General features: G+C 71.7%; 12 protein-coding genes and 1 pseudogene. 4 read left to right on the top strand and 9 right to left on the bottom strand.

The window, feature by feature from the left end; translation table 11 throughout:
- Positions 1-1,489: 1,489 nt before the first annotated feature.
- A complete protein-coding gene (locus tag ABZX67_RS32510) occupies positions 1,490-1,801 on the bottom strand; it encodes a hypothetical protein (protein WP_355368142.1) in 312 nt (103 codons plus the stop codon).
- Positions 1,802-3,075: 1,274 nt separating this feature from the next.
- Here ABZX67_RS32510 and ABZX67_RS32505 point away from each other — a divergent pair.
- Positions 3,076-3,537, top strand: a complete 462-nt coding sequence (locus tag ABZX67_RS32505) for a hypothetical protein (RefSeq protein ID WP_355368139.1) — start codon at positions 3,076-3,078, stop codon at positions 3,535-3,537.
- Positions 3,538-6,107: 2,570 nt separating this feature from the next.
- Here ABZX67_RS32505 and ABZX67_RS32500 read toward each other — a convergent pair.
- Positions 6,108-7,712, bottom strand: a complete 1,605-nt coding sequence (locus ABZX67_RS32500; protein WP_355368136.1) for a Helicase associated domain protein — start codon at positions 7,710-7,712, stop codon at positions 6,108-6,110.
- 536 nt (positions 7,713-8,248) lie between these two features.
- Between ABZX67_RS32500 and ABZX67_RS32495 the strand changes: the two genes are divergently transcribed.
- Genes ABZX67_RS32495 through ABZX67_RS32485 form a run of 3 tightly spaced genes read left to right on the top strand, consistent with a single transcriptional unit; the run spans position 8,249 to position 11,606 of the window.
- Entirely contained in the window at positions 8,249-9,742 is a 1,494-nt protein-coding gene (locus ABZX67_RS32495) for a transposase family protein (RefSeq protein ID WP_355368134.1), read from the top strand.
- The gene (locus ABZX67_RS32490) at positions 9,739-10,482 is read left to right on the top strand and encodes an ATP-binding protein (RefSeq protein ID WP_355368131.1); all 744 of its coding nucleotides are present in this window, start codon (positions 9,739-9,741) and stop codon (positions 10,480-10,482) included. The genes ABZX67_RS32495 and ABZX67_RS32490 overlap by 4 nt, the downstream gene beginning before the upstream one ends.
- 14 nt (positions 10,483-10,496) lie before the next feature.
- On the top strand, positions 10,497-11,606 hold the full coding sequence (locus ABZX67_RS32485) for a hypothetical protein (protein ID WP_355368128.1): 1,110 nt from the start codon (positions 10,497-10,499) through the stop codon (positions 11,604-11,606).
- Between the two features lie 29 nt (positions 11,607-11,635).
- On the opposite strand, the gene ABZX67_RS32480 is transcribed toward ABZX67_RS32485, so the two are convergent.
- From ABZX67_RS32480 to ABZX67_RS32450, 7 genes and pseudogenes are all read right to left on the bottom strand, one after another.
- Positions 11,636-11,839 carry a terminal protein Tpg-like protein gene (locus tag ABZX67_RS32480; protein WP_254882402.1) on the bottom strand — a complete coding sequence of 68 codons (204 nt, stop codon included), beginning with the start codon at positions 11,837-11,839 and terminating at the stop codon, positions 11,636-11,638.
- A gap of 201 nt (positions 11,840-12,040) precedes the next feature.
- Positions 12,041-12,337, bottom strand: a pseudogene (locus ABZX67_RS32475) (hypothetical protein); the annotation flags it as partial.
- A gap of 295 nt (positions 12,338-12,632) precedes the next feature.
- A complete protein-coding gene (locus ABZX67_RS32470; RefSeq protein WP_355368125.1) occupies positions 12,633-14,393 on the bottom strand; it encodes an ABC-three component system protein in 1,761 nt (586 codons plus the stop codon).
- Entirely contained in the window at positions 14,371-14,637 is a 267-nt protein-coding gene (locus ABZX67_RS32465) for an ABC-three component system middle component 6 (protein WP_355368122.1), read from the bottom strand. The genes ABZX67_RS32470 and ABZX67_RS32465 overlap by 23 nt, the downstream gene beginning before the upstream one ends.
- The gene (locus tag ABZX67_RS32460; RefSeq protein WP_355368119.1) at positions 14,634-15,569 is read right to left on the bottom strand and encodes an ABC-three component system protein; all 936 of its coding nucleotides are present in this window, start codon (positions 15,567-15,569) and stop codon (positions 14,634-14,636) included. The genes ABZX67_RS32465 and ABZX67_RS32460 overlap by 4 nt, the downstream gene beginning before the upstream one ends.
- A 79-nt stretch (positions 15,570-15,648) precedes the next feature.
- A complete protein-coding gene (locus tag ABZX67_RS32455; RefSeq protein WP_355368116.1) occupies positions 15,649-18,324 on the bottom strand; it encodes a Helicase associated domain protein in 2,676 nt (891 codons plus the stop codon).
- Positions 18,325-18,367: 43 nt separating this feature from the next.
- Complete coding sequence (locus ABZX67_RS32450) at positions 18,368-18,901, bottom strand: hypothetical protein (protein ID WP_355368113.1); 534 nt, start codon at positions 18,899-18,901, stop codon at positions 18,368-18,370.
- Between the last annotated feature and the right edge of the window lie 405 nt (positions 18,902-19,306).

The raw sequence follows: 19,306 nt of genomic DNA, 5'->3' as shown, positions 1-19,306 counted from the left end.
GTCCGCCTCCGCGCTGGCCGCTGTACGGCCGGGGTCGCCGCTCCGCTGCCTGCCGCTGCGCCGGAGCCGCGCTGCCGCGCTGGGTCGCGGCCGTGCGTCCGTCGCCTGCCGTGCGGCGCCGCCTCCATCGCCCGTGCCGGGGCTCGTCACCGCGGCGCGGCAACCGGCTGTCCGCCGCCTGCTGCCTGCCGTTTCGCCGTACGGTCGCCGGACTTGCTGCCGTTCGCCGTTGTGCGTGGCTGCCAGGACTTCGAGGGTGAGGTCTACCCGTGCGTTGTCGGAGAGCGTCCGGGCGCGTGTCACGTCCGCGACCCCCGTCGCCGTTCGGCCCGAGGTGTGCTCCGGCCGTCTGCGGCTGGTCGTAGCGGCCCCGCTGCCCGCCGCCTCCGCCCGCTGTAGGGCCGTGCCAGCGGGGGCGCCGCGCGTCTGGATCGTTCGCCGCGCTCGCCGTACGGCCGTGCGCTCGTGCGCCGCGCGTTCGGGCTGTGCCGTCCTTGCGCCTTGTCCGGGTCGGGCTGGAGGCGTTCGCAGCTTCCGCCGCGCTCCGCGCCGGCCGCGGCCGCGCGTGCCGGGGGCCGCTCCGCCGCCCGCCCTACGGCTGTTGGCCGGGATCGTCGTACGCCCGACGTGGCTCCGCCGCTTCGCCTCGCGCCGGGGTCGCCGTACCCACCGCCCGCCCTACGGCCGCGCGCTCGCGCGCCGCTCCGCCGTCGCCGCCGGCCCGGGGGGCGTTCGCCGTGCTCCGTTGTCCGTTCGGGTTGGTCGTCCAGGCGCTGTTCGGGCGTTGCGCCGCGCGGAGCTGCTCCGCTGCCCGCCCGGCAGCCGTTCCCCGCCCGCCTCCGCCGATGAGGTCGGCCAGGCCGTGCCCACAGGCCCCGAGTCCGGCCAGGCCGGCTGCCGCCCGGCCCTCCGCCGTTCCGCGCCGGTCGCTCCGTGCGGGGGTAGCGTCGCCGTACGGCGGCCGCGTGTTCGGGCCGGCGCGCCAGTCCCGTTCCCGCGTCGCCGTTGTTCACCGCCGGGGTGGGCTCCGGTGTGTGCTTGGGCCGCGTCGGTTGTCCGCCTTCTCCGCATGCTGCCGGGCTGCTGCCTCTCCCCGCGCGCTGTCCGCCGGGGCCGTCGCTCCGCCGTGCCCGCCGTACGTTCGCTGCCTCCCCCTGGGGCGGTTGCCCGACCGGCCCGCCGCCGGCCCGCCGCCGGTCCGCCGCCCGCCGCCGCGTGGCCCCGCGCCTGACGGGGCCGCGCCGCCCCGCCGCTTGTCGTACACCCGCCGCCTGTCGTACGGCTGCCGTGTCGCCGATGGCGCCCGCTCCCCGCCCCGCTGGGACGTCGAGGTCCGCCCGCCGCTGCGCCTGTCGGGTGCTGAAGTCGAGATCGCGGCCGCTGTACCGGTGCCTGCGGCGGCTTGACTTCTGCATTGAGATGCCCCGGCATCTAGTGATCCGGGGGCGGTGTCAGAGCCGGGGTGAGGTGATCGCGCGCAGCCGTGCGGCTAGACTTCCCCGCCCGTCAATGTGCCAATTACGTCCACACCACCCATCTCATGGAGGCCGGTTGGCAGTCCCAGGGTGCCGCATTGGTTGCTTGGGCTGCTGGCGGGCAAGGCGACACCGAGGCCGGTGATGATGCCGCTGTGCTGCTTCGTAGCACCACCGGCACGAGGGCCACCGATGTTGACGCAGGCGTTGTCGAAGGCCGCGTTGCCGAAGCCGATGATGGAGGTAGCGCTTGCGGGTGTAGCGATGCCTAGGGCGCTGCTGGCGGTGAGCAGTGCCAGCGCGCCAGTGACGTGGATACGGTTCATGCACCGCCAACGCGTACTAGTGCAGGTCGGACACGGAACCCAGGACGCCGGGCGGCCGCCAGCTGCGCCCCGCCGTTCCGCCCCTTGTGCTTCTGCCGCCACCAGCTGCGCCCGCCGCTGTTCGGCGGCCTCGGGCTGCGCCGCCGCCGTCGGGCCGTCGTCCTGCTGCCGCGCCGCGGTCGCCCGCGCCCCGCCGCGCGCTCGCGCGCCGTTCCGCCATCGCCGCCGGCTGAGGTCGCCGTACCGCTCGCGCCGGGCGGCTGCGCGGGGCCGCGTGTTCGGGCCGGTCGCTGTACCGTGCCCGGCCGTACGGGGGTCGCGCTGTGCAATCGACTGGCCGCTGCGGCGTCGAGGTCGCGCTGCCGTGCTGCCGCGTTTCGTGTCGGTCGGATGGTCATGGGGCTGTGCCACCCGGGTCCGCCGGTTGGTTGTCGCCCGCCGTGTGGTCGCCGCGCGTCCTACGCCCGCCGCTCGCCTGTGCTGCTGCGCGCGCGGGCTGGTTGCCGCTCCGCGGCTGGGCGTTGTATGCCCGTCGCCCGCCGTCTCCACGTAGCTGGGCTGTGCCGTCCTTGCGCCCTGCCCAGGTCGGGCTGGACGCGTTTGCCGCTTCCACCGCGCCCCGCTGCCCGCTGTACGGCCGAGGCCGCCGTTCGCCGGGGCGCTCCGCCGGAGCCGCGCTGTCGCGCCCGCCGCGCGCCCGCCGTTTGGGCCGTGCTCCGTCGTATGGCCGTCGTGCGGCCGCATCGAGTGCTCGTCCGGTGCCGTTCGGGGGCTGCGCTGCCGCATGGCGGCACGCTCGGGCCGGTCGCTGTACAGCGCGCGCCTGGTCCGCGCCGCCGCGCCTGTCTTACGGCCGCTGGCCATGCGGTCGCCGGGTGCAGGCCGGAGGCCCGGCCGGGCCCGGGCCCTCAGCGGCGTGGGCTCCGCCGCCTCCACCGCGCGTGCCGGGCCGCGCCGTCGTACGGCCAGGCCGCTCGGCCGCACGCCGCTGCGCACGGGGCGGCGCCTTCGTACGGCTGCCGCTCAGCGTTGCGCAACTCGCCCTTTGGTGGGAAGTAGGAGCGCCGCGCGGGCCGGGTTCGCCGCGTGCAGCACGCGGCGCGCATGGCGTCCCGGGCGGCGAGGGTCACCCGCCGGCGTGAGGGGCGTACCGCTGGGTTTGGCGTGGAGGTGCCATGTGCACTTCGTTGCGCGGGGTGAGGGCATCACTCGGGTGGCATGTGCACGTGCCTGCGCGCGGCAGGCGGCACCCGTACCGGAACCAGGAGAAATGTATGCGTAAGCGCTGGGGTGTCACACTCGCGGTCCTCGCCCTTCTCGGCGCCTCGCAGGTGCCCGCGGCGACGGCTTCCACGCTCTCGGACGCCTCCCCCGGGCGCCCGTCCGCCAAGAACCAGACCAAGGCGTACTACGCCTACCCCTACCTCAAGTGCCAAGACGGCTTTGTCGTCTTCGGCTACGAGGGCACCAGGGAAAGCGAATACGACTGGTACGGCATGTACTACCCCGGCGCGGATCCCGGCCATCGGAACGGCTACTACCACGGCATGGCCACATGGAAGGACCGGTTCGGCTTCACTCACCACGCGTGGCAGTGGGCGTCGACGGCCAAGGAACGGCAGACCGGGATCCGCTCGGGCAGCTTCAAGGTCATCTACTGGAAACCGATTCCGGACTGGGTGGGGCACTACGAAAAGGCGGGATACATGTGGGCCAAGAAGATCAACTGCTCGTAACGCGAGCACCCGCTCCCCAGAGCCTGATGCACCGCGCGGCGCAGTGGGAATAGGCCGTAGCGGTCCGCGCCCACCCGCCGGCACGCTCACCAAGATCTCGCGAGCGCATGTCGAGCACGTCGTGCACGAGGTCAAGCTCGAGGGCGCAGCCGTCGGCGCCGGCGGCCGCGGGCCGCAGCTCGGCGTACCGTCGCGCGCTCTGGCCGGACTCCTGCGTGCCTGGCTCGGCGCCGCGCCCGCTCCCCCGCCGCCGCTCCGCCGCCTGCCGCGCCCGCCCCTCTGTGCCGGCAGGCGTTGTACGTCCGCCGTACGCCTGGATCCGTTCGCCGCTTCGCGCGGCCGCGCCGGTGCCGCGCCGGGTCACGGTTGTGCGTTCGTCGCCAGCTGTACGGCGCCGCCTCCACCGCCGGTGCCAGGGGCTCACGACCGCGCGGCGGCCGGTTGTCCGCCACCGCCGCCTGCCGCTCTGCTGCTCTGCTGTTCCGTGCCGTACCCGCTCCGCCGTACCAGCCGCTCCGCGCGCCGCGCGCTCGCGCGCCGAGCGGCCTTAGTGCGCTCAGGCCGGTCCTCGCCGCCTCCGCCGACGAGGTCGACCAGGCCCTGCCCACAGGCCCCGAGTCCGGCCAGGCCGGCTGCCGCTCCCTGCCTGCCGCCGCTCCGCCGTACGGCCACTTCCCGCGCGCTGTCCGCCGGGGCCGTCGCTCCGCCGTGCGCCGTACGACGCCTGCCAGCTCGTCGTGCGGTCGCGCTCTGCTTCGCCCCGCGCCGGGGTCGCGCGCCGCCGGCTTCCCCTGGGCGGCTTGCCCGACCGGCCCCCCGCCGCCGAACTGCCGCCCGCCGTGCGTCCGTCGTACGGCCGCCGCTCCGCTCCGCTGCGCTGGGTGGGTCCCTACGGTCACCGCGCGCCCGGGGCCCGTTCGCCGCGCTCCGCTGTGCGTTCGGGCCGGTCGTCCAGGCGCCGCTCGGACGTTGCGCCGCGCGCGAGCTGCCGCTCCGCTCCCGCCCGGCCCCGCTGGCCGCCGAACGGCCTCCGCGCGCTCGCCGCGCTCGCCCGTGCTGCTGCCGCGCCGCGCTCCGCCCCTCCGCTGCCCGCCGTACGGCCTTCGCCGCTCCGCGCCGCCGCGTAGCCGGGGTCGTTGTGCAGCCGCCGGCTGCCCCGCCGCTCCGTACCGGGTCCTGCCGCCGCGCTCGCTGTATGGCCGTGCGCTCGGGCCGCGCCGACCGGCCGCCGCTCGGCGCACCGCTGCGCTGTGCCGTTCTTGAGTCCGCTCAGGTCGAGGTGGACGCGTTCGCTGGCTCCGCGCGTGCGGGCCCCCGCGCGTGCTTCCTGCCGGGGTTGCTTCGCCGCCCGCTGTATGGCCGGACTGCTCCGTGCCGTCCGCCGCGCCCTCTGTCCCTGCCGCCCGCCGCGCGTTGTGCGGTCGCCGATCCGTACCGAGGTCGGACCGCTGCGCGCCAGCCGTACGTCCGCTGGCCGAGGTCGCTGTACGGCCGGGCGCTCCGTGCCGGGGCCGCTTCGCCCTGCCGCGCACCCGTCGTACGCTGCAGTCTCCCGCTGGGCCGTTGCCCGCCCGCCGCCGAGCTGCCGCTGATCATGCGGTTGCTCAGGCGCCGTACGGCCCAAGCTGTGCTCCGGCCGCCTGCGGCTGGTCGTAGCCGCGCCGCCGCACCCGCCTGGACCGTTCGCTGGCCGAGGTCTCCTCTGGCCGGCCGGACCCCTGCGTGCCTGGCTCGGCGCCGCGCCCGCTGGTCCGCCACCGTCCCGTTCCGTCGTCCGTCGTACGGTCGCTGCATCGCCTAGGGCTGTTGCCCGACCGGCCTACCGCCCGCCGCCCCGCCGCCTGCCGCTCTGCCACGCCCCGCCGTTCCGCGCTGGGGGCGTCGTACGCCCGATACCCGCCTGCACCTGGACCCGTTCGCCGGGGTCGCCGTCCGGGCCGGGACGCTGCACGCCGCTGCCGGTGTCGTCCCGCGCCGGGGTCGCGTCGTACCTGCGCCGCCGCCCGTCGGCCGCTGACTGAGGTCGTAGTACCGCGCGCGCCGGGCCGCTCAGCGCGGCCGCGCGTTCAGGCCGGTCAGCGCTCCGCCGAACTGCCGTGCCCGCCCGTCGCTCCGCTGTACGGCCACTTCGCGCGCGCCGTGCAGCTCCGCCATGCGCCGTACGGCGCATGCCCAGGTCGAGCTGGATGCGCCCGCCGTTTCCGCCGCGCTCCGCGCCCGCCGTACGGCTCTTGGCCGGGGTCGTCGTACGCCGGCAGCGCGGCTCCGCCGCTGCGCCGGAGCCGCGCTGCCGCGCCCGGGGCCTGTTTGCCGTCTCCGTTGTGCGTTCGGACGGTCGCCGTTCGCAGGGTCGGTCGCTGCTCCGTACGGTCGCTGGCACCGAGCAGGTGCTCCCCGCCTTTGCGCGAGCAGCAGTCGACGGTCCTTGGGGCCTGTGACCCGTTCGTCGCGCTCTGCCGTACGGTCGGGCCGGTCGTCCAGGCGCTGTTCGGGCCACGCCGCGCGCCCGAGCTGCCGCTCCACTGCCCGTACAGCCGCTCCCTGCCCGCCGCTCCGCCGCTCAGTTCGGCTCAGCGGCCTGCGGCCGACGCCTCCGCCCACTCCACGCCCAGCTCTCGTAGGGCGTCGAGCTGTTCCTGGGTGAGTTTGTTGCGGCGGCTCTTGGTGTTCGAGACCCACACCCCCAGCTTCACGGTGACTGGTTCGGCCTCGCCATCGACGGTGATCTCCTCGCTGTGGCTGCGTGGCACGGGCCGGTCGGCGCCTTCCCGTTCGGCCCATTGTGTGAGGGCTGTCAGGCCGCGTTGGAATGCCTGCTGCGTCTTGCTCGGGCCCTTCGTTGCGCGCGTGGTTGCCGGGGCGGGAGACGGCGCCTCAAGCGGCTTGACGCCCAGCGAGGAGAGCCGCTCCTGCTGTTCGGCCTGGAGCCGCGCCCAGACGGCCGGCTGCTTCTGCTGCTGGAGCCATTTGCCGAGGTCGTCGCCGTCCATCAGGACGCCGGGCTGGATGTCGGGCAGCACCCCACCAGGCTCGTCCTCGGCGAGGTCGGCGAGGACGCGGTAGTGCCGTTGCCAGTCCAGTGGCCAGGGGCAGTCCCAGTCCGGGTCGATGGCGGCCAGCTGCTCCGCGCGCTGCTCCGCCCGCTTCGGGTCCTTGCCCAGGCCGTTCTTCGCGCCTTTCCGCCGGAGGTTGGCCATGTGCTGCCCGACGGGCACCATGGCCTCTCCTTCACCCCACACTGCGTCCTGCCGGGGCGCGAGGTGTCCGGTGGCGCGCCGGTAGGACCGGAGCGCGGCGAGCTTCGCTTCCCATGCTTCCTCGCCGGGCTCCCACACCATCCCGGCCTCGTCGAGCAGTTCCTTGCGGTGGGGGTCGAGCTCGCCGGCGCGCAGCGTCTTGCGCTGCTGGTGCACCCACCGCCCGAGCGGGAAGTCCTTGGTGACGCCGACTTCGACCTCGGTGTCGTACGGGACGGCGTAGAGGCCGGTGATCTCGTTCTCCCTGCGCCACCGCAGCAGGGCCTGGTAGCCCTCCAGCCAGGCCAGGGACTCCGGCCGGTAGACCCGTGTACGCAGGAAGGCCGCGATGGTCGCGGCGTCGCGCGGGGTGGAGAAGTGGAGCAGGGCGGACTCGGCAGCGGCGTCGGTGTCGTCCTCCTGGTCCTCGCCGCCACCCTCGCCGCCGGCCCCGACGATCCGCCCCTCCTCATCGCACCGGACGTGCACCTTGCGCTTGCCGCTCGTGAGGGCACGGGAGGCGAGCTGCTCGACCAGGCGCTCATCGTGGGAGCGCAGGCCCTGGAGGACGGCCACGAGCGGTTTGAAGCTAGCGGAGGCGACCATGTCGGTCGGGTCCTCGCCGGGCTCCAGGAACACCGGCACGATGATGCGGGCGACCTTGGTGGAGCCGTCCTTGTTGAGCCGGAGCGCGCGGCCGATGTTCTGGACGATCTCGACCTGGGAGCCGCGGGTGTCGGCGAAGCAGATCGCCTCCACGCCCCGCTCACCGGTGATGTCCACGCCCTCCCCGAGCACCCGCACCGAGGCGAGGAAGGCCCGGTGCACGCGCCGGTTGTTCGCGTTGATGCCGCCTGCGAACTGGCGCAGGACCTCGCGCCGTTCGGTGACGAGGTGGTCGCCGCACAGCCACGCCGACCACACCCGGTCCGGGGGCACGTGGCGGCCGGCCTCCAGCTCGTAGAACTCCGCGTCGATCGACGAGGCGGGAAGCCGGTCCGCGGCGGCCAGGTCCTCGTCGGAGACGTCGTTGACGTACAGCTCGGCGGCCGTTTCGGGGAGCTGCGATCTCTCGGTTTTGTGACAGTGGAGTGAGAGACAGCGTGGCTTGGGGGTGTTGGTGCTGGTCGTGGGTTGTTCCGGGGCTGTGAGGTCACTGTTCTGGAGGTGAGAGATCTGCAGAGCATCGCTGTGGTGGAGCGTTATCGCGGGAGGGGTGATGCTGTCTCAGTTTCGTGAGTTCTGATCCGCTGGCCGATGGGTGTTGGTGTGCTCAGGGGTGTGGATCAGGGAGAGCAGGACCCGGCCCCGGAAGGGGTGGGTGGTGGTTCGAGTGGGGCTTTGCCGGCTGTGTCGGTTCGGGCGCTGCGGGGACCGGCGGTGCGCCGTCTGCTGGCCCTGCGGCGGGAGGGGAAGCTCACCACCACGCGGGTGAGGTCGGCGGCGGACGTGCTGGGGGTGCGGGAGCGTGCGGTGTGGCGGTGGCTGGCGGCCGCGGAGCGGGGGAGCGGGCCGCGTATCCCGGGCGGTTCACCATCACCCCGGAGATCAGGGCTCTGCTTGGGCTGTGGAAGGGGAACGTCGCGGCGGTTCATCGTGAGCTGACCGCTCGCGCGGCCAAGGGCGAGGGGGATCCGCCTCCGTCGATTCCGACGCTGCACCGGGCGATCCGCCGTGATCTGACGCCGGGGGATCGGGCCGGACTTGCGGGTGGGGAGCGGGCGGCGCGTAAACACGATGTGTTCCTGGCTCGGCCGGGGGGCTGGCGTAACCAGGCATGGGAGACCGACCACGTCCAGGCGCCGGTGCTGGTCGATGTCGAGGGCAGGGCTCGCAGGCCGTGGATCACCTGGTTCACCGACTGCGCCACCAACGCGATCACCGGGGTGGCGGTCACGCCGGTGCATCCGTCGCGGGAGTCGGTGCTGGCCGCGCTGCGCTCCGCGGTCCTGCGCGAAGAGCCTTACGGCCCGTTCGGCGGCCTGCCGGAAAAGGTGCGGGTGGACCGTGGCAAGGATTTCCTGTCCCGGACGGTGACTGCCGCGTTCGATCTCCTGGACGTCACCGTGGAGGATCTGCCCGCCTACACCCCGCACCTCAAGGGCACTGTGGAGGGCCTGAATCGGGCGGTGGAGAGCATGTTCCTGGTCGCGCTGCCCGGCTACGCTCGCCAGCCGCGCCCCGGCAAACGCCCCTCCCGGCCGAAAGACGAGGTGCTGCTCAGCTTCGAGGACTTCACTGCCCGGCTGCTGGACTGGACACGGTGGTGGAACACCGAGCACCGTCCCGTACCGCTTCAGGGAAAGACCCCACTTCAGGCGTGGCAGGACGATCCCACTCCGCTGCGGGATGTGCCGGCCGCGGATCTGTGGACGTTCACCCTGGAGGACGCCGGTACCCGCACGCTGACCACCCGCGGCATTCGCTTCAGGAAACGTGACTACGTGGGTGCGTGGATGACCGGTCAGGCCGGGATCCGGGTCCGGGTCCGTTTCATGCCTCACCACGATCACCGCATCGAGGCCTACCATGCGGCCACCGGCCGCTACCTCGGACCCGCGGACCTGGCCGACCAGGCCACCGAGGAACAGGTCAGCGCCGTACGGCGGGCACGGGCGACCCGCAGCCGCCGTCTGAAGAAGGACCTCGAAGCGTCCCAGCGGGAGCGCTACGCCGCCGCCACGCAGGCCGAGCCTCCTCGGCGGCTCGGCGCGCTGACCGGCGCGCAGGCCGACGCCGAACTCGCCCGGAGTGCCGGCACCAGCCTGTCGCAGCTCGCGTTGCCGGACGTCATCCCGCCTGCCGCGCCGCCGGCCGACTGGCGCACCCCAGCTTCCCTGGCCGCGCTGACTACGCAGGGCCGGCCCGCTCAGGCCCCGTCCGGCCGTGAGTCCGCCCCTGCGGTCCCGGACGGCCTGGCCGGACGGGCCGTACCCTTCACCACCGACGAAGACGGAGACGCCTCGTGACCGCGGCCACCTACCAGTACGTCGACCTCCCGGACGCCTCCGTGGTCACCACTCGCGCCCTGCTCACCGCCCGGGACAACATCCGCGACACCGTCGCCGCTCGCGCGATGATGTGCATCCACGGCGGCGCCGGCTTCGGCAAGACCCTCGCCGTCAACACCTGCCTGCGCGAACTCGAACCCGGCGAGGACGTCCGCAAGATCACCTTCCGGGTCCGGCCCACCGCCCGCGCGGTGCGCTACGAACTGTTCACCGCGCTCGACCTGGCCGGTGAACCACCGCGCCACCCCAGCGAGTTCGACCGTCTGCTGAAGACCGCCCTGGCGGAACGCCCCCGCACCTTCCTCGTGGATGAAGCCCAGTGGCTCAACGGGGAGGCGTTCGAATACTTCCGCTACCTGTGGGACGAGCCCTCCACCCAGCTCGCGATCATCTTCGTCGGCGGCGAGGGCTGCCACACCGTGCTGCGCCGCGAACCGATGCTCTCCTCCCGCATCTTCATCTGGCAGCACTTCACCCGCCTCACCCCCGACGAGGTCCTCGACGTCATCCCCTTGTTCCACCCCATCTGGGCCGACGCTGACCCCGACGACATCACGTTCGCCGACAGCCACGCCGCGCACGGCAACTTCCGCGCCTGGGCCCAGCTGACCGCCCATACCCGCACCGCCCTGGCACGCACCGGCCGCCCCCGCGTCGACCAGGAACTGCTGCGCTGGGCCTTCAGCCGCCTCGCCTGACCACCACACCACCCATGCCCCTCGTCGCGCCACCGCCGCCCGTCACCGTGGTCATCGACCCCGGCGACGACGCGATCCACACCCACACTGCCCTGGCCGCCCACCATCCGCCGTCCGGCCGGATCACCCTGCACCCCGGCCCCGGCACCACCAGCGAAACCGGCCTCGCCCACGACCTTCTCGCTGCCCTGGGCAAACCGCCCCTGCTCCCGGGCCGCTTCCCTGCTGGCCGTCAGCCCGCCTGGGAAGCCGCCGCCGCATGGATGACCGCCCTGCCCATCACCCGGCTGACCGTCCTGCGCGCCCACCGCCTTACCGCCCGTCGCGCGATGCGCCTTCTACAGCTACATGCCCTCACCGGTATCCACCTGACCTTGGTCTGCCACCGTCCACTTCTTCCCGCCGCTCTGCACCAGGCCTTGCGGACGGTCGACTACTCCGTCACCGCCGACTTCGAGGCAGCCCGCCGCCACTACTACGGCACGCCTATCGCCGAACTGCCGCCTGCGGACGAGCCCGCCGGGCCGGCCGGTCGGTGGCTCACCCTGCCCGCATTGGACCGCCTCGTTTCCTACGACAGCCCCCGCCCGTGCGCCGACCCGTGCACCCCGCCCCCGATTATCTGGCGGCACCGCCCACCGCCCGTGCCTCTCACCACGCCCACCGCCCAGCGCGTCGCCCACCGGCTGCACGCGGCAACGGCACATCCCCGCCTGGCCGCGGCCGTCGCCGCCGCGCTGTTCACCGGCGCCTCCCTCCAGCAACTCGCCACCGCACGCCCCCGCGACTACGACGACACCGCAGACACCTTGGCCCTGCACGACCGCGCCCGCTACACCGACGGCTGCGCCGCCCACCCCGTGCCACCCTGGGCGGGCGTCTTCCTGCGGGCCGCTGTCTGCTTCACCCGGCTTGTATCCGGCGAGGACCGGGAACTGCTCGCCGCGCCAGGTGACCGCGCGCACCTGCTGCGCGCGGCTGAGACGGCCAGACTGCGCCCGCCTCAGCCGCCCGCGGCCCGCCGCAAAGGTCCAGCCGACCGTGTGGAGTGGGACTGGTGCGAGCGGCAGGAAGCCGAGCAGTACGAAGCGCCGTCCAGCCGCGCCCGACCCTCGCGACGCTGAACACTGTCGCGGTCGCTCAAGGGGCAGGCTCAGCCGATCGAGAAGTCGGCGAACTCGACATCGCTGAACGCGATGTGCAGACCGTGGGCCCGGCGGCCCCATTCGCGGAAGTAGGCGTGCCCGAGCGCACGGGCGAGGATCACCGTCTGCTGCTGCTCGCCCGCGCCGGCATCCCGGGCGGCGAACAGCTCCCGAGCCACCTCTCCCGGCAGATCCTGGGTGATCCACCGCACCCGCGGATCGTCCGAGGACCTCGCCGGTGCGGCGAAACCGAACCGCGCCCTGGTATGGAAGACGAAGCCCTCCGCCTCAGCCCGCGCACGCCGACGGGCCCGTACCCGGGGCTGCCACCGAGCCAGGACTGCTTCCTCGATCGCCCGAACGTGCGCCGGACCCGGGGGTCGACGTCCTGGCTTCTTCGTCACCCACCGCTGCACGGTGCGCTGCGAAACCCCCAGCACGGCGGCCACCTGCCTGGTGGAACCCCGATGCGCTGCCAGCAGGAAACGCAGTCGGGCCTCGGTGCTTGAGGGAACGGGCCGGGTGCGCAACGCGCGCTCCAAACTCTGCTCTATCTGTCCCACGTCCGCCTCTCGAAGGGGCCAGCCGACCAGGCCGACACGTGCAGTCCGTCGCGTCAGTTCTCCCACGTCGCCCTGCCCCTGCCGGCCAGTTTGCGCATTCTCCAGACAGCGCTGGCTGACGCAGGCTACGAGCCTCTGGATGAGCATCGGCGACAAGCCGACGGAGCGGGGCACGACAGACGTCGCCGGTATCCCAGGGCTGTCCTTCTGGCCGGAGCCCCAGGGCGAGGCGGGAGAGCGCCGCCGGATGGAGAACCGGCGTGATCCTGCGGCTGCGCCTCGGCCGCGCGCGGCACGCACATGAGCCGACGACCCGTACGTGGACAACGCCACCGCCTCCCGACATCGACGAAGGCGGTGCATTGACCCGTCCCGATGCCCGCAAGGTCCGCTGGACTGCTCCCACCCCCACCCACCAGCGCATGGGGGTGGCACCGCCCCGCTACGCCTTGCCCGCGGCTTTGAAGCGGAAGCCGAAGAGGCCGCCCTCTTCGTCGTCGGTGAGGCGGGGGCTGCGGACGTGCGGTTCGGGGTTAAACCCGCGTTGGGCAGCGGTGCTGAGGGTGTCGGTGTTCAGGGTGACGATGTACTGCATGTGCTCTTCGTCCGTCACTTCGGCTGCGAGCGCGAGGGCTCGTGCGACCTGTCGTTCGTCGACGCCGTCGTAGAGGTGGCTGTCGTGAACGAGGAAGTCAGGGCCGCGGCCGTGGCGGTGTGCGAGGACTGCCAGGGTGAGGTCGAAGCAGAAGATGACCATGTTGTTGATGCCGCGGCTGTCGTCTGCGTCGATTCGGGGCGTGATGCTGAGGCTGGTCCGGCCGGCCTCGATGGCGAGGTAGGCTTCGCGGCCCTCGCCGTACAGGCGCTGTGCGTACCGGGAGAACAGCAAGATCGCTTCGTCTGTCTGCTGCCGGCGCTCTCGGAGGTCGAGGTCGACGGCCTGTTGCAGTTCAACGCTCTTGGCGGTGATCTGGCGGGCGCTGGCTTCAAGCGCTTGCGCTGCGTCGAAGCGGTGGCGAAGAGCACCGAGAGCGGCTTCCTCCCGACCCAGGGCTGTCTGTAGGGCGGTCAGCGCTTCCAGCGCTCCACCGTCCGCCAGCTCGCGCAGGAGGCGAGCCTGGTCCTCGCCCAGGTCGGCACGTTCCTGACGCCGGGCGGCCAGGCGAGCGGTGAGTTCCTGGATCTCTTCCTCCAGGAACCTGCGCCGGTTGCGTACGACGGAGTGGTGGAACGCCTTGACGTCCTCGAAGCGACGCCGGACCTGGTCGTTGAGGATGACCCCGAGCTCGCGGTAGGCCGGCTCGAGGTAGGACACCTCGACATCGGTGGTCTCGGTGACGGCGCCCTGGAGTTCTTCAAGGTTGTGCTGGTCGATGACGTCGTCCTGGGCGAGCTGCTTGATCCGGCGGCTTACCTGGTCTGCACGCTCTTTGAGGCGCTCGTACTCAGGGACCACCTGGAAGGCGGCAACCTGCGCCCGCAGCCGTTCGACCTGTGCCTCAGCGAGAGTGATCTGGCCCCTCAGATCGGCAGTGGACCCGACGATCCGTCCCCATACGGGATCGTTGACGGCCTTCCTCAGCTGATCTCTGGTCGCCTTGCGGGCATTGAGCTCGCGGTATCCGTTGACCAGCTGCCAGTCCAGCCCCAGGAGGTAGGCCAGGTTCGACGATGCCTCCGCAGCGGCCTGTCGGGAGAACGTCCGGGTCGGCTCGTTGAAGCCATGAGCCGAAACACGGCGGATGAGGAACGACAGGAGCGTGCGACCGCTCACTCCGGGATGGTCGCCCTCCAGCCCGAAGAGGTCCCGCTCGATGATGCGGTTCCACTGCTCAACGGACAGCTCGACGTCCTGGCCGTCCGTAAAGAGCGTGTCGGTCGGCACGCCGGATACGTCCCGGCTCAGCGACACGACCTTGGGACTGTCTCCGCGCCGTCGTACCTCCAGGGGACTGTCCTGCCCTGGCCAGTCCATAGCAAGGCTGAAGGCGATGTGGCGCAGGGCCTTGTTCGTTGCAAGCGACCCGGAGGATTTGGCTCCCAGAAGGAAGTGAACGAGTTCGATCACGCTCGACTTGCCGGCACTATTACGGCTGTCGGTCTCAGCCGACGACGAGGTGGTGTCAGCGACCAGCAGGTTCAGTCCCGGCGAGAACTCCACCGTTTTGAACCGCGCGTCGTCAGCGCTCAGACGGCGCAGCATCCGTACTCCTTGCGACGAGAACGTCCTGGACCAGCTCCACCGCACCCATGGCGAAGAGGATGTCCAGGGCCAGAACGAACCACTCGAACGATACCGGCGAGGTATGGGCCTGATCAGCGCGCCAGCTCTTCAGCCTCGCCCACGTCTGACTGACGGTCCGCGGTTCATCGAGCTGGAGGAGAACCTGCGCGCCGACAGCGAGCAGGCAGCGGTCGGGAGCGAGTCCCTTCGTCGGAGTGATCATGCGGTCAGCCCGATACCCGGCTGCCAGCCAGCGGGCGGCGTATCGAAGATGTCGCATCGTTCGAAGAAGTGCGCCAGGACAACGAGGGCGGCGCGCAGCACCTTCGGTCGCGGCTGGGCGTTTCCCAGGAAATACATCTTGAGCTGCCAAAGGACGTCGTCGGCGTCGCTGTAGTCGCGACGCACCTGCTGGTAGTACAGGCGGAAGCCCTCCGCGACCTCGTCGTGTTCCAGCTCGCTCCGGGTGCCAGCGTAGAACGCGTCTACCAGGTAGCTCTGTCGCATGCCTCGGAGGAGGTCCTCCCGATCCGCTCCTTCGATCCGGTTGAAGTCCAGCTTCTCCACCGGCACGTCGGGCAGGGACATCAGGGGGTTGGACTCGGCGCGGATGTCCTGCAGCTGCTTCAGCAACGGCGCCAGGTCCTCCAACCCGATGCCGAACGTCGTGTCCTTGATGGGGATCTCGCAGCGGAGGACGTCCTCGGCCGCCATCTGATCAAGCTGCATGCACTCGTGCCACAGCCGCCGGGTACCCATCTGCTCGAATCGCAGCGAAGGCATGCTGTCCCGCGCGCTCGCCAGCAGAGACGTCACTTCCGGATGCACACCCCGCCTGTCGTTGTGCACGAAGACAAAGGTGTCGAATTCGCCGTAGCGCTTGGCGACCGCCCCTGAGAGGTCTCCGTCGAACTTCTTGCGGATCTTGTCCGGCTTCACGGTTTGCGGTGCGTAGCAGGCGTACAGCTTTCGCGAATGCAGGCTGAGGCCATCGGCCGACCTGTCACCCAGACTGCCAGCCGTGCGCACGTCGAGGAAGTCTGGATAGCGCAAACACATCAGCCGATGGAAGAAGTCCTCGAACTCGTTCTCGTAGAGCTCCGCCATCAACTCGAGGAACTTGACGTGTGCATACATCCGCTGCTCAAACCGCATGAACCCCCCTGCGCAGAGAGCTGCCAGCGTAGCTGTGTGTAACTAGACCCAACACCCTTTGATCAGATCCTGTGGTGGCTCATGCCCAGTCGACGCCCAGCTCCCGCAGTGCGCCCAGCTGCTCTGGGGTGAGCTTGTCGCGCCTGGACTTGGTGTTCGAGACCCATACGCCCAGCTTCACGACCACCGGTTCCGCCTCCCCGTCGACGGCGATCTCCTCGGCGTGGCCGCGCGGCACCGGACGATCGACGCCTTCCCGCTCTACCCACTGCGTGAGGGCCCCCAGACCCCGCTGGAACGCCTGCTGCGCCTTGCTCGGCCCCTTCGCCGCGCGCCTGGCCCCCGGGGCGGGAGACGGCGCCTCCAGCGGCTTGACGCCCAGCGTGGACAGCCGCTCCTGCTGCTCGGGCAGCAGCCGCGCCCAGACGGCCGGCTGCCTCTGCTGCTGGAGCCACTTGCCGATGTCGTCGCCGTCCATCAGCACGCCGGGCTGGATCTCAGGCAGGCTGCCGTCGGCTTCGACCAAGTCCGCTAGGACCCGGTAGTGCCGCTGCCAGTCCAGCGGCCACGGGCAGTCCCAGTCCGAGTCGATCGCGGCCAGCTGCGCCGCACGCTGCTCTGCCCGCTTCGGGTCCTTGCCCAGGCCGTTCTTCGCGCCCTTCCGGCGGAGGTTGGCCATGTGCTGCCCGATGGGCACCATCGCCTCGCCCTCCCCCCACACGGCGTCCTGACGCGGCGCGAGATGCCCAGTGGCCCGCCGGTACGAGCGGAGCGCGGCGAGCTTGCCCTCCCACGCCTCCTCGCCGGGCTCCCAGACCATCCCGGCCTCCGGCGCGTCCAGCAGCTCCTTGCGGTGCGGATCAAGCTCACCCGCCCGCAGCATCTTGCGCTGCTGGTGCACCCACCGCCCAAGCGGGAAGTCCTTGGTCACGCCGACCTCGACCTCGGTGTCGTACGGGACGGCGTACAGGCCGGTGATCTCGTTCTCCCTGCGCCAGCGGAGCAGGGCTTGGTAGCCCTCCAGCCAGGCCAGGGACTCGGGCCGGTACACGCGCGTACGCAGGAACGCCGCGATGGTGGCGGCGTCGCGGGGGGTGGAGAAGTGGAGCAGGGCTGACTCGGCAGCGGCGTCGGCGCCGTCGTCGTGCTCCTGGTCCTCGCCGTCACCCTTGCCGCCTGCCCGGACGATGCGCCCGTCTTCGTCGCGCCGGATGTGGATCTTGCGTTTGCCGTGGGTGAGGGCGCGGGAGGCGAGCTGCTCAACGAGTCGTTCATCATGACTGCGGAGGCCTTGGAGGACCGCTACAAGAGGTCGGAACGAGGCGGAGGCGACCATGTCGGTGGGATCCTCGCCGGGCTGAAGGAACACCGGCACGATGATGCGGGCGACCTTGGTGGTGCCGTCGCGGTTGGGGCGGAGCGCGCGGCCGATGTTCTGGACGATCTCGACTTGGGAGCCGCGGGTGTCGGCGAAGCAGATCGCTTCCACGCCGCGTTCGCCGGTGATGTCGACGCCTTCCCCGAGCACGCGAACGCTGGCGAGGAAGGCGCGGTGGACCCGGCGCCCGGCCGCGTCGATGCCGCCTGCGAACTGGCGCAGGACCTCGCGCCGCTCGGTGACGAGGTGGTCGCCGCACAGCCAGGCCGACCACACGCGGTCCGGGGGTACGTGGCGGCCGGCCTCGAGTTCGTAGAAGCCGGCGTCGATCGACGACGCGGGGAGCTTCTCCGCCTTCGCCAGGTCGGCGTCGGAGGTGTCGTTCATGTACAGCTCGGCCGCCGTCTCGGGGAGCTTCTCCGCGAACGCGGCGGCTTCCTCGACCTTCTGGTGGAACGTCATGACGGTGCGCAGGTTCCAGGCGGCGGCGTGCTCCAGGAGCGCGGTCTGCAACAGGGCCAGGCGTCGGCCGCGTCGGGCCTCCTCCGACTCCCCGAGGACCGGGGAGGGGTCGCGGATTTCCAGCACGTCGATCTCGAACCCGGCGAGGATGCCCCGCTCGATCGCCTCGGAGAGCCCGAGCTCTGCGATCCACGGCCCGTAGGTGGCTGAGTCCTGGCCCATCGACGCGAGCACCAGCTCCTGGCCGTCCGCGCCCCTGCGCGGCTGGGGAGCCGCCAGGATGCGCGGGGTCGCGGTCAGGTAGAGCCGGAAGTCGGCGGGGATCCGGGCGTTGTCGTGGATCGCGGCCCACGGCCTCCCAAGATCACCGGCGGTTCCGTGGGCCTCGTCCACGATGGCGAGGTCGAAACCGCTCATCTGCTGCCCGTAGAGCCGTTCTCCGCCCGCCAGCGCGGCCTCCAGCGGTCCGCGGACTTTCCGCCGGCCCGTCGGGTCCTCCGGGTCCTCGCGGTCCACGAGAGAGGCGTACGTGGCGAACACGACCACGGGCCCGTGCCCGGCCCACAGGGCGAGCTGGATCGGGTTGGTGGTGGTGCGCACCCCCAGCTCGTTGAGGACCGGGTCGTTCTCCAGCGAGCACACGGCCACCATCGGGGAGCGGTGGCCCACCAGGCGCCATGCCTGGGCGGTCTGCGCGAGCAGGTCCAGGGTCGGCACGGTGACGAGGATCCGGCCGCCCGCGAACGACTCCAGCGCGCTCGCAGCAGCTGTGATCGTCTTGCCCGAGCCGGTCGCTGACACGATCGTGCCCCGCGCCCCCTGCGGGGGCACAGCTGACCTTGCATGGAATCCCACCCACTTACGGAAAGCCGCCTTTTGGTCGACCTGATGTTCCCGAAGCTGAATACCCGGCATTTAACGATCCTCCCCTACCTCGTTTTACAACCGCTTCGGGAAATCACCGGGACGGCATAAAAGGCGGTACGGACACCGTACCGTCCTCAGCTACCACGACCCGCTCGGCGAGCTGCGCCAGCACATAGGCCGGCCGGAGCCCAGCCCGAGCCGCGACCGCCCGGATCAGCCGACTGGGCACGGCCGACAGCCAGAGCTGCGCCCGCAGCCCATCCGCCGCCTCCCGCCGCTGCTCCTCATAGACGGCCCTCGCGGCCAGCGCACCCTCCCGCCGGGCCTCACGCTCCCGAGCCCATTCCGAGCCCTGGACATCCCGGTCCGGCTCGTACACATCCCAACCCGCCTCAACCATCAAGCCCCTGACACGCCGCCACTCCGCATGCTTGGCAGCCCACATGGCAGCCAGCCGCTCCGGGTCCATCCCGAACCCGGAGGAGGAACCGCCCTGCCGCAGCTGCTCCGCTGTCTCACGCTCACGGAAAGCGGCCTCCGCCACCTTGTCCGCAACCGCAGCGATGCAGAGGCTATCTGCCTGGCGCCGGACCTGATCCCGAGCCACATCCTGAGCACTCCACATACGGCATCCCCTTTTCCTGATCGATGATCCTTCGCCCCGCCCGGGTGGTTGGGGGGTGTCCCATGTTTCCGCCAACGGTACATGCTGCATCAAACTGATGCAGCGCCACACCGGAACCCGAACACGAACGAACGCCCCCCCACCCTCGTAGCCAGCCCGGCCCGCGCCAGCGGGCCCAAGGGACTGGAGGCGCAGCCGGAAGGACCGTTGAGGCGGGGGAGCGCAGCGAACCCGCCGACTCCGGGTTGAAGCGAAGCGGAAACCCGGAAAACAGGGGCGCAGCCCCCAGCCCTGGGAGCGCAGCGGACAGGGCGTCACCTCCGGTGGGCGGGTGCGGGCGCTGGATCCGGAGGCCGAGGTGCGGGTGGTGCACGAGTCATGGGTGAACACCGACCCGCGGCGGCT

It is taken from the genome of Streptomyces sp. NPDC003036, from assembly GCF_040611175.1.
In the GTDB taxonomy this organism is placed as follows: Bacteria; Actinomycetota; Actinomycetes; order Streptomycetales; family Streptomycetaceae; genus Streptomyces.
Note: the sequence above shows the minus strand (reverse complement) of the source record. Positions and strands in the feature narration are given on the sequence as shown.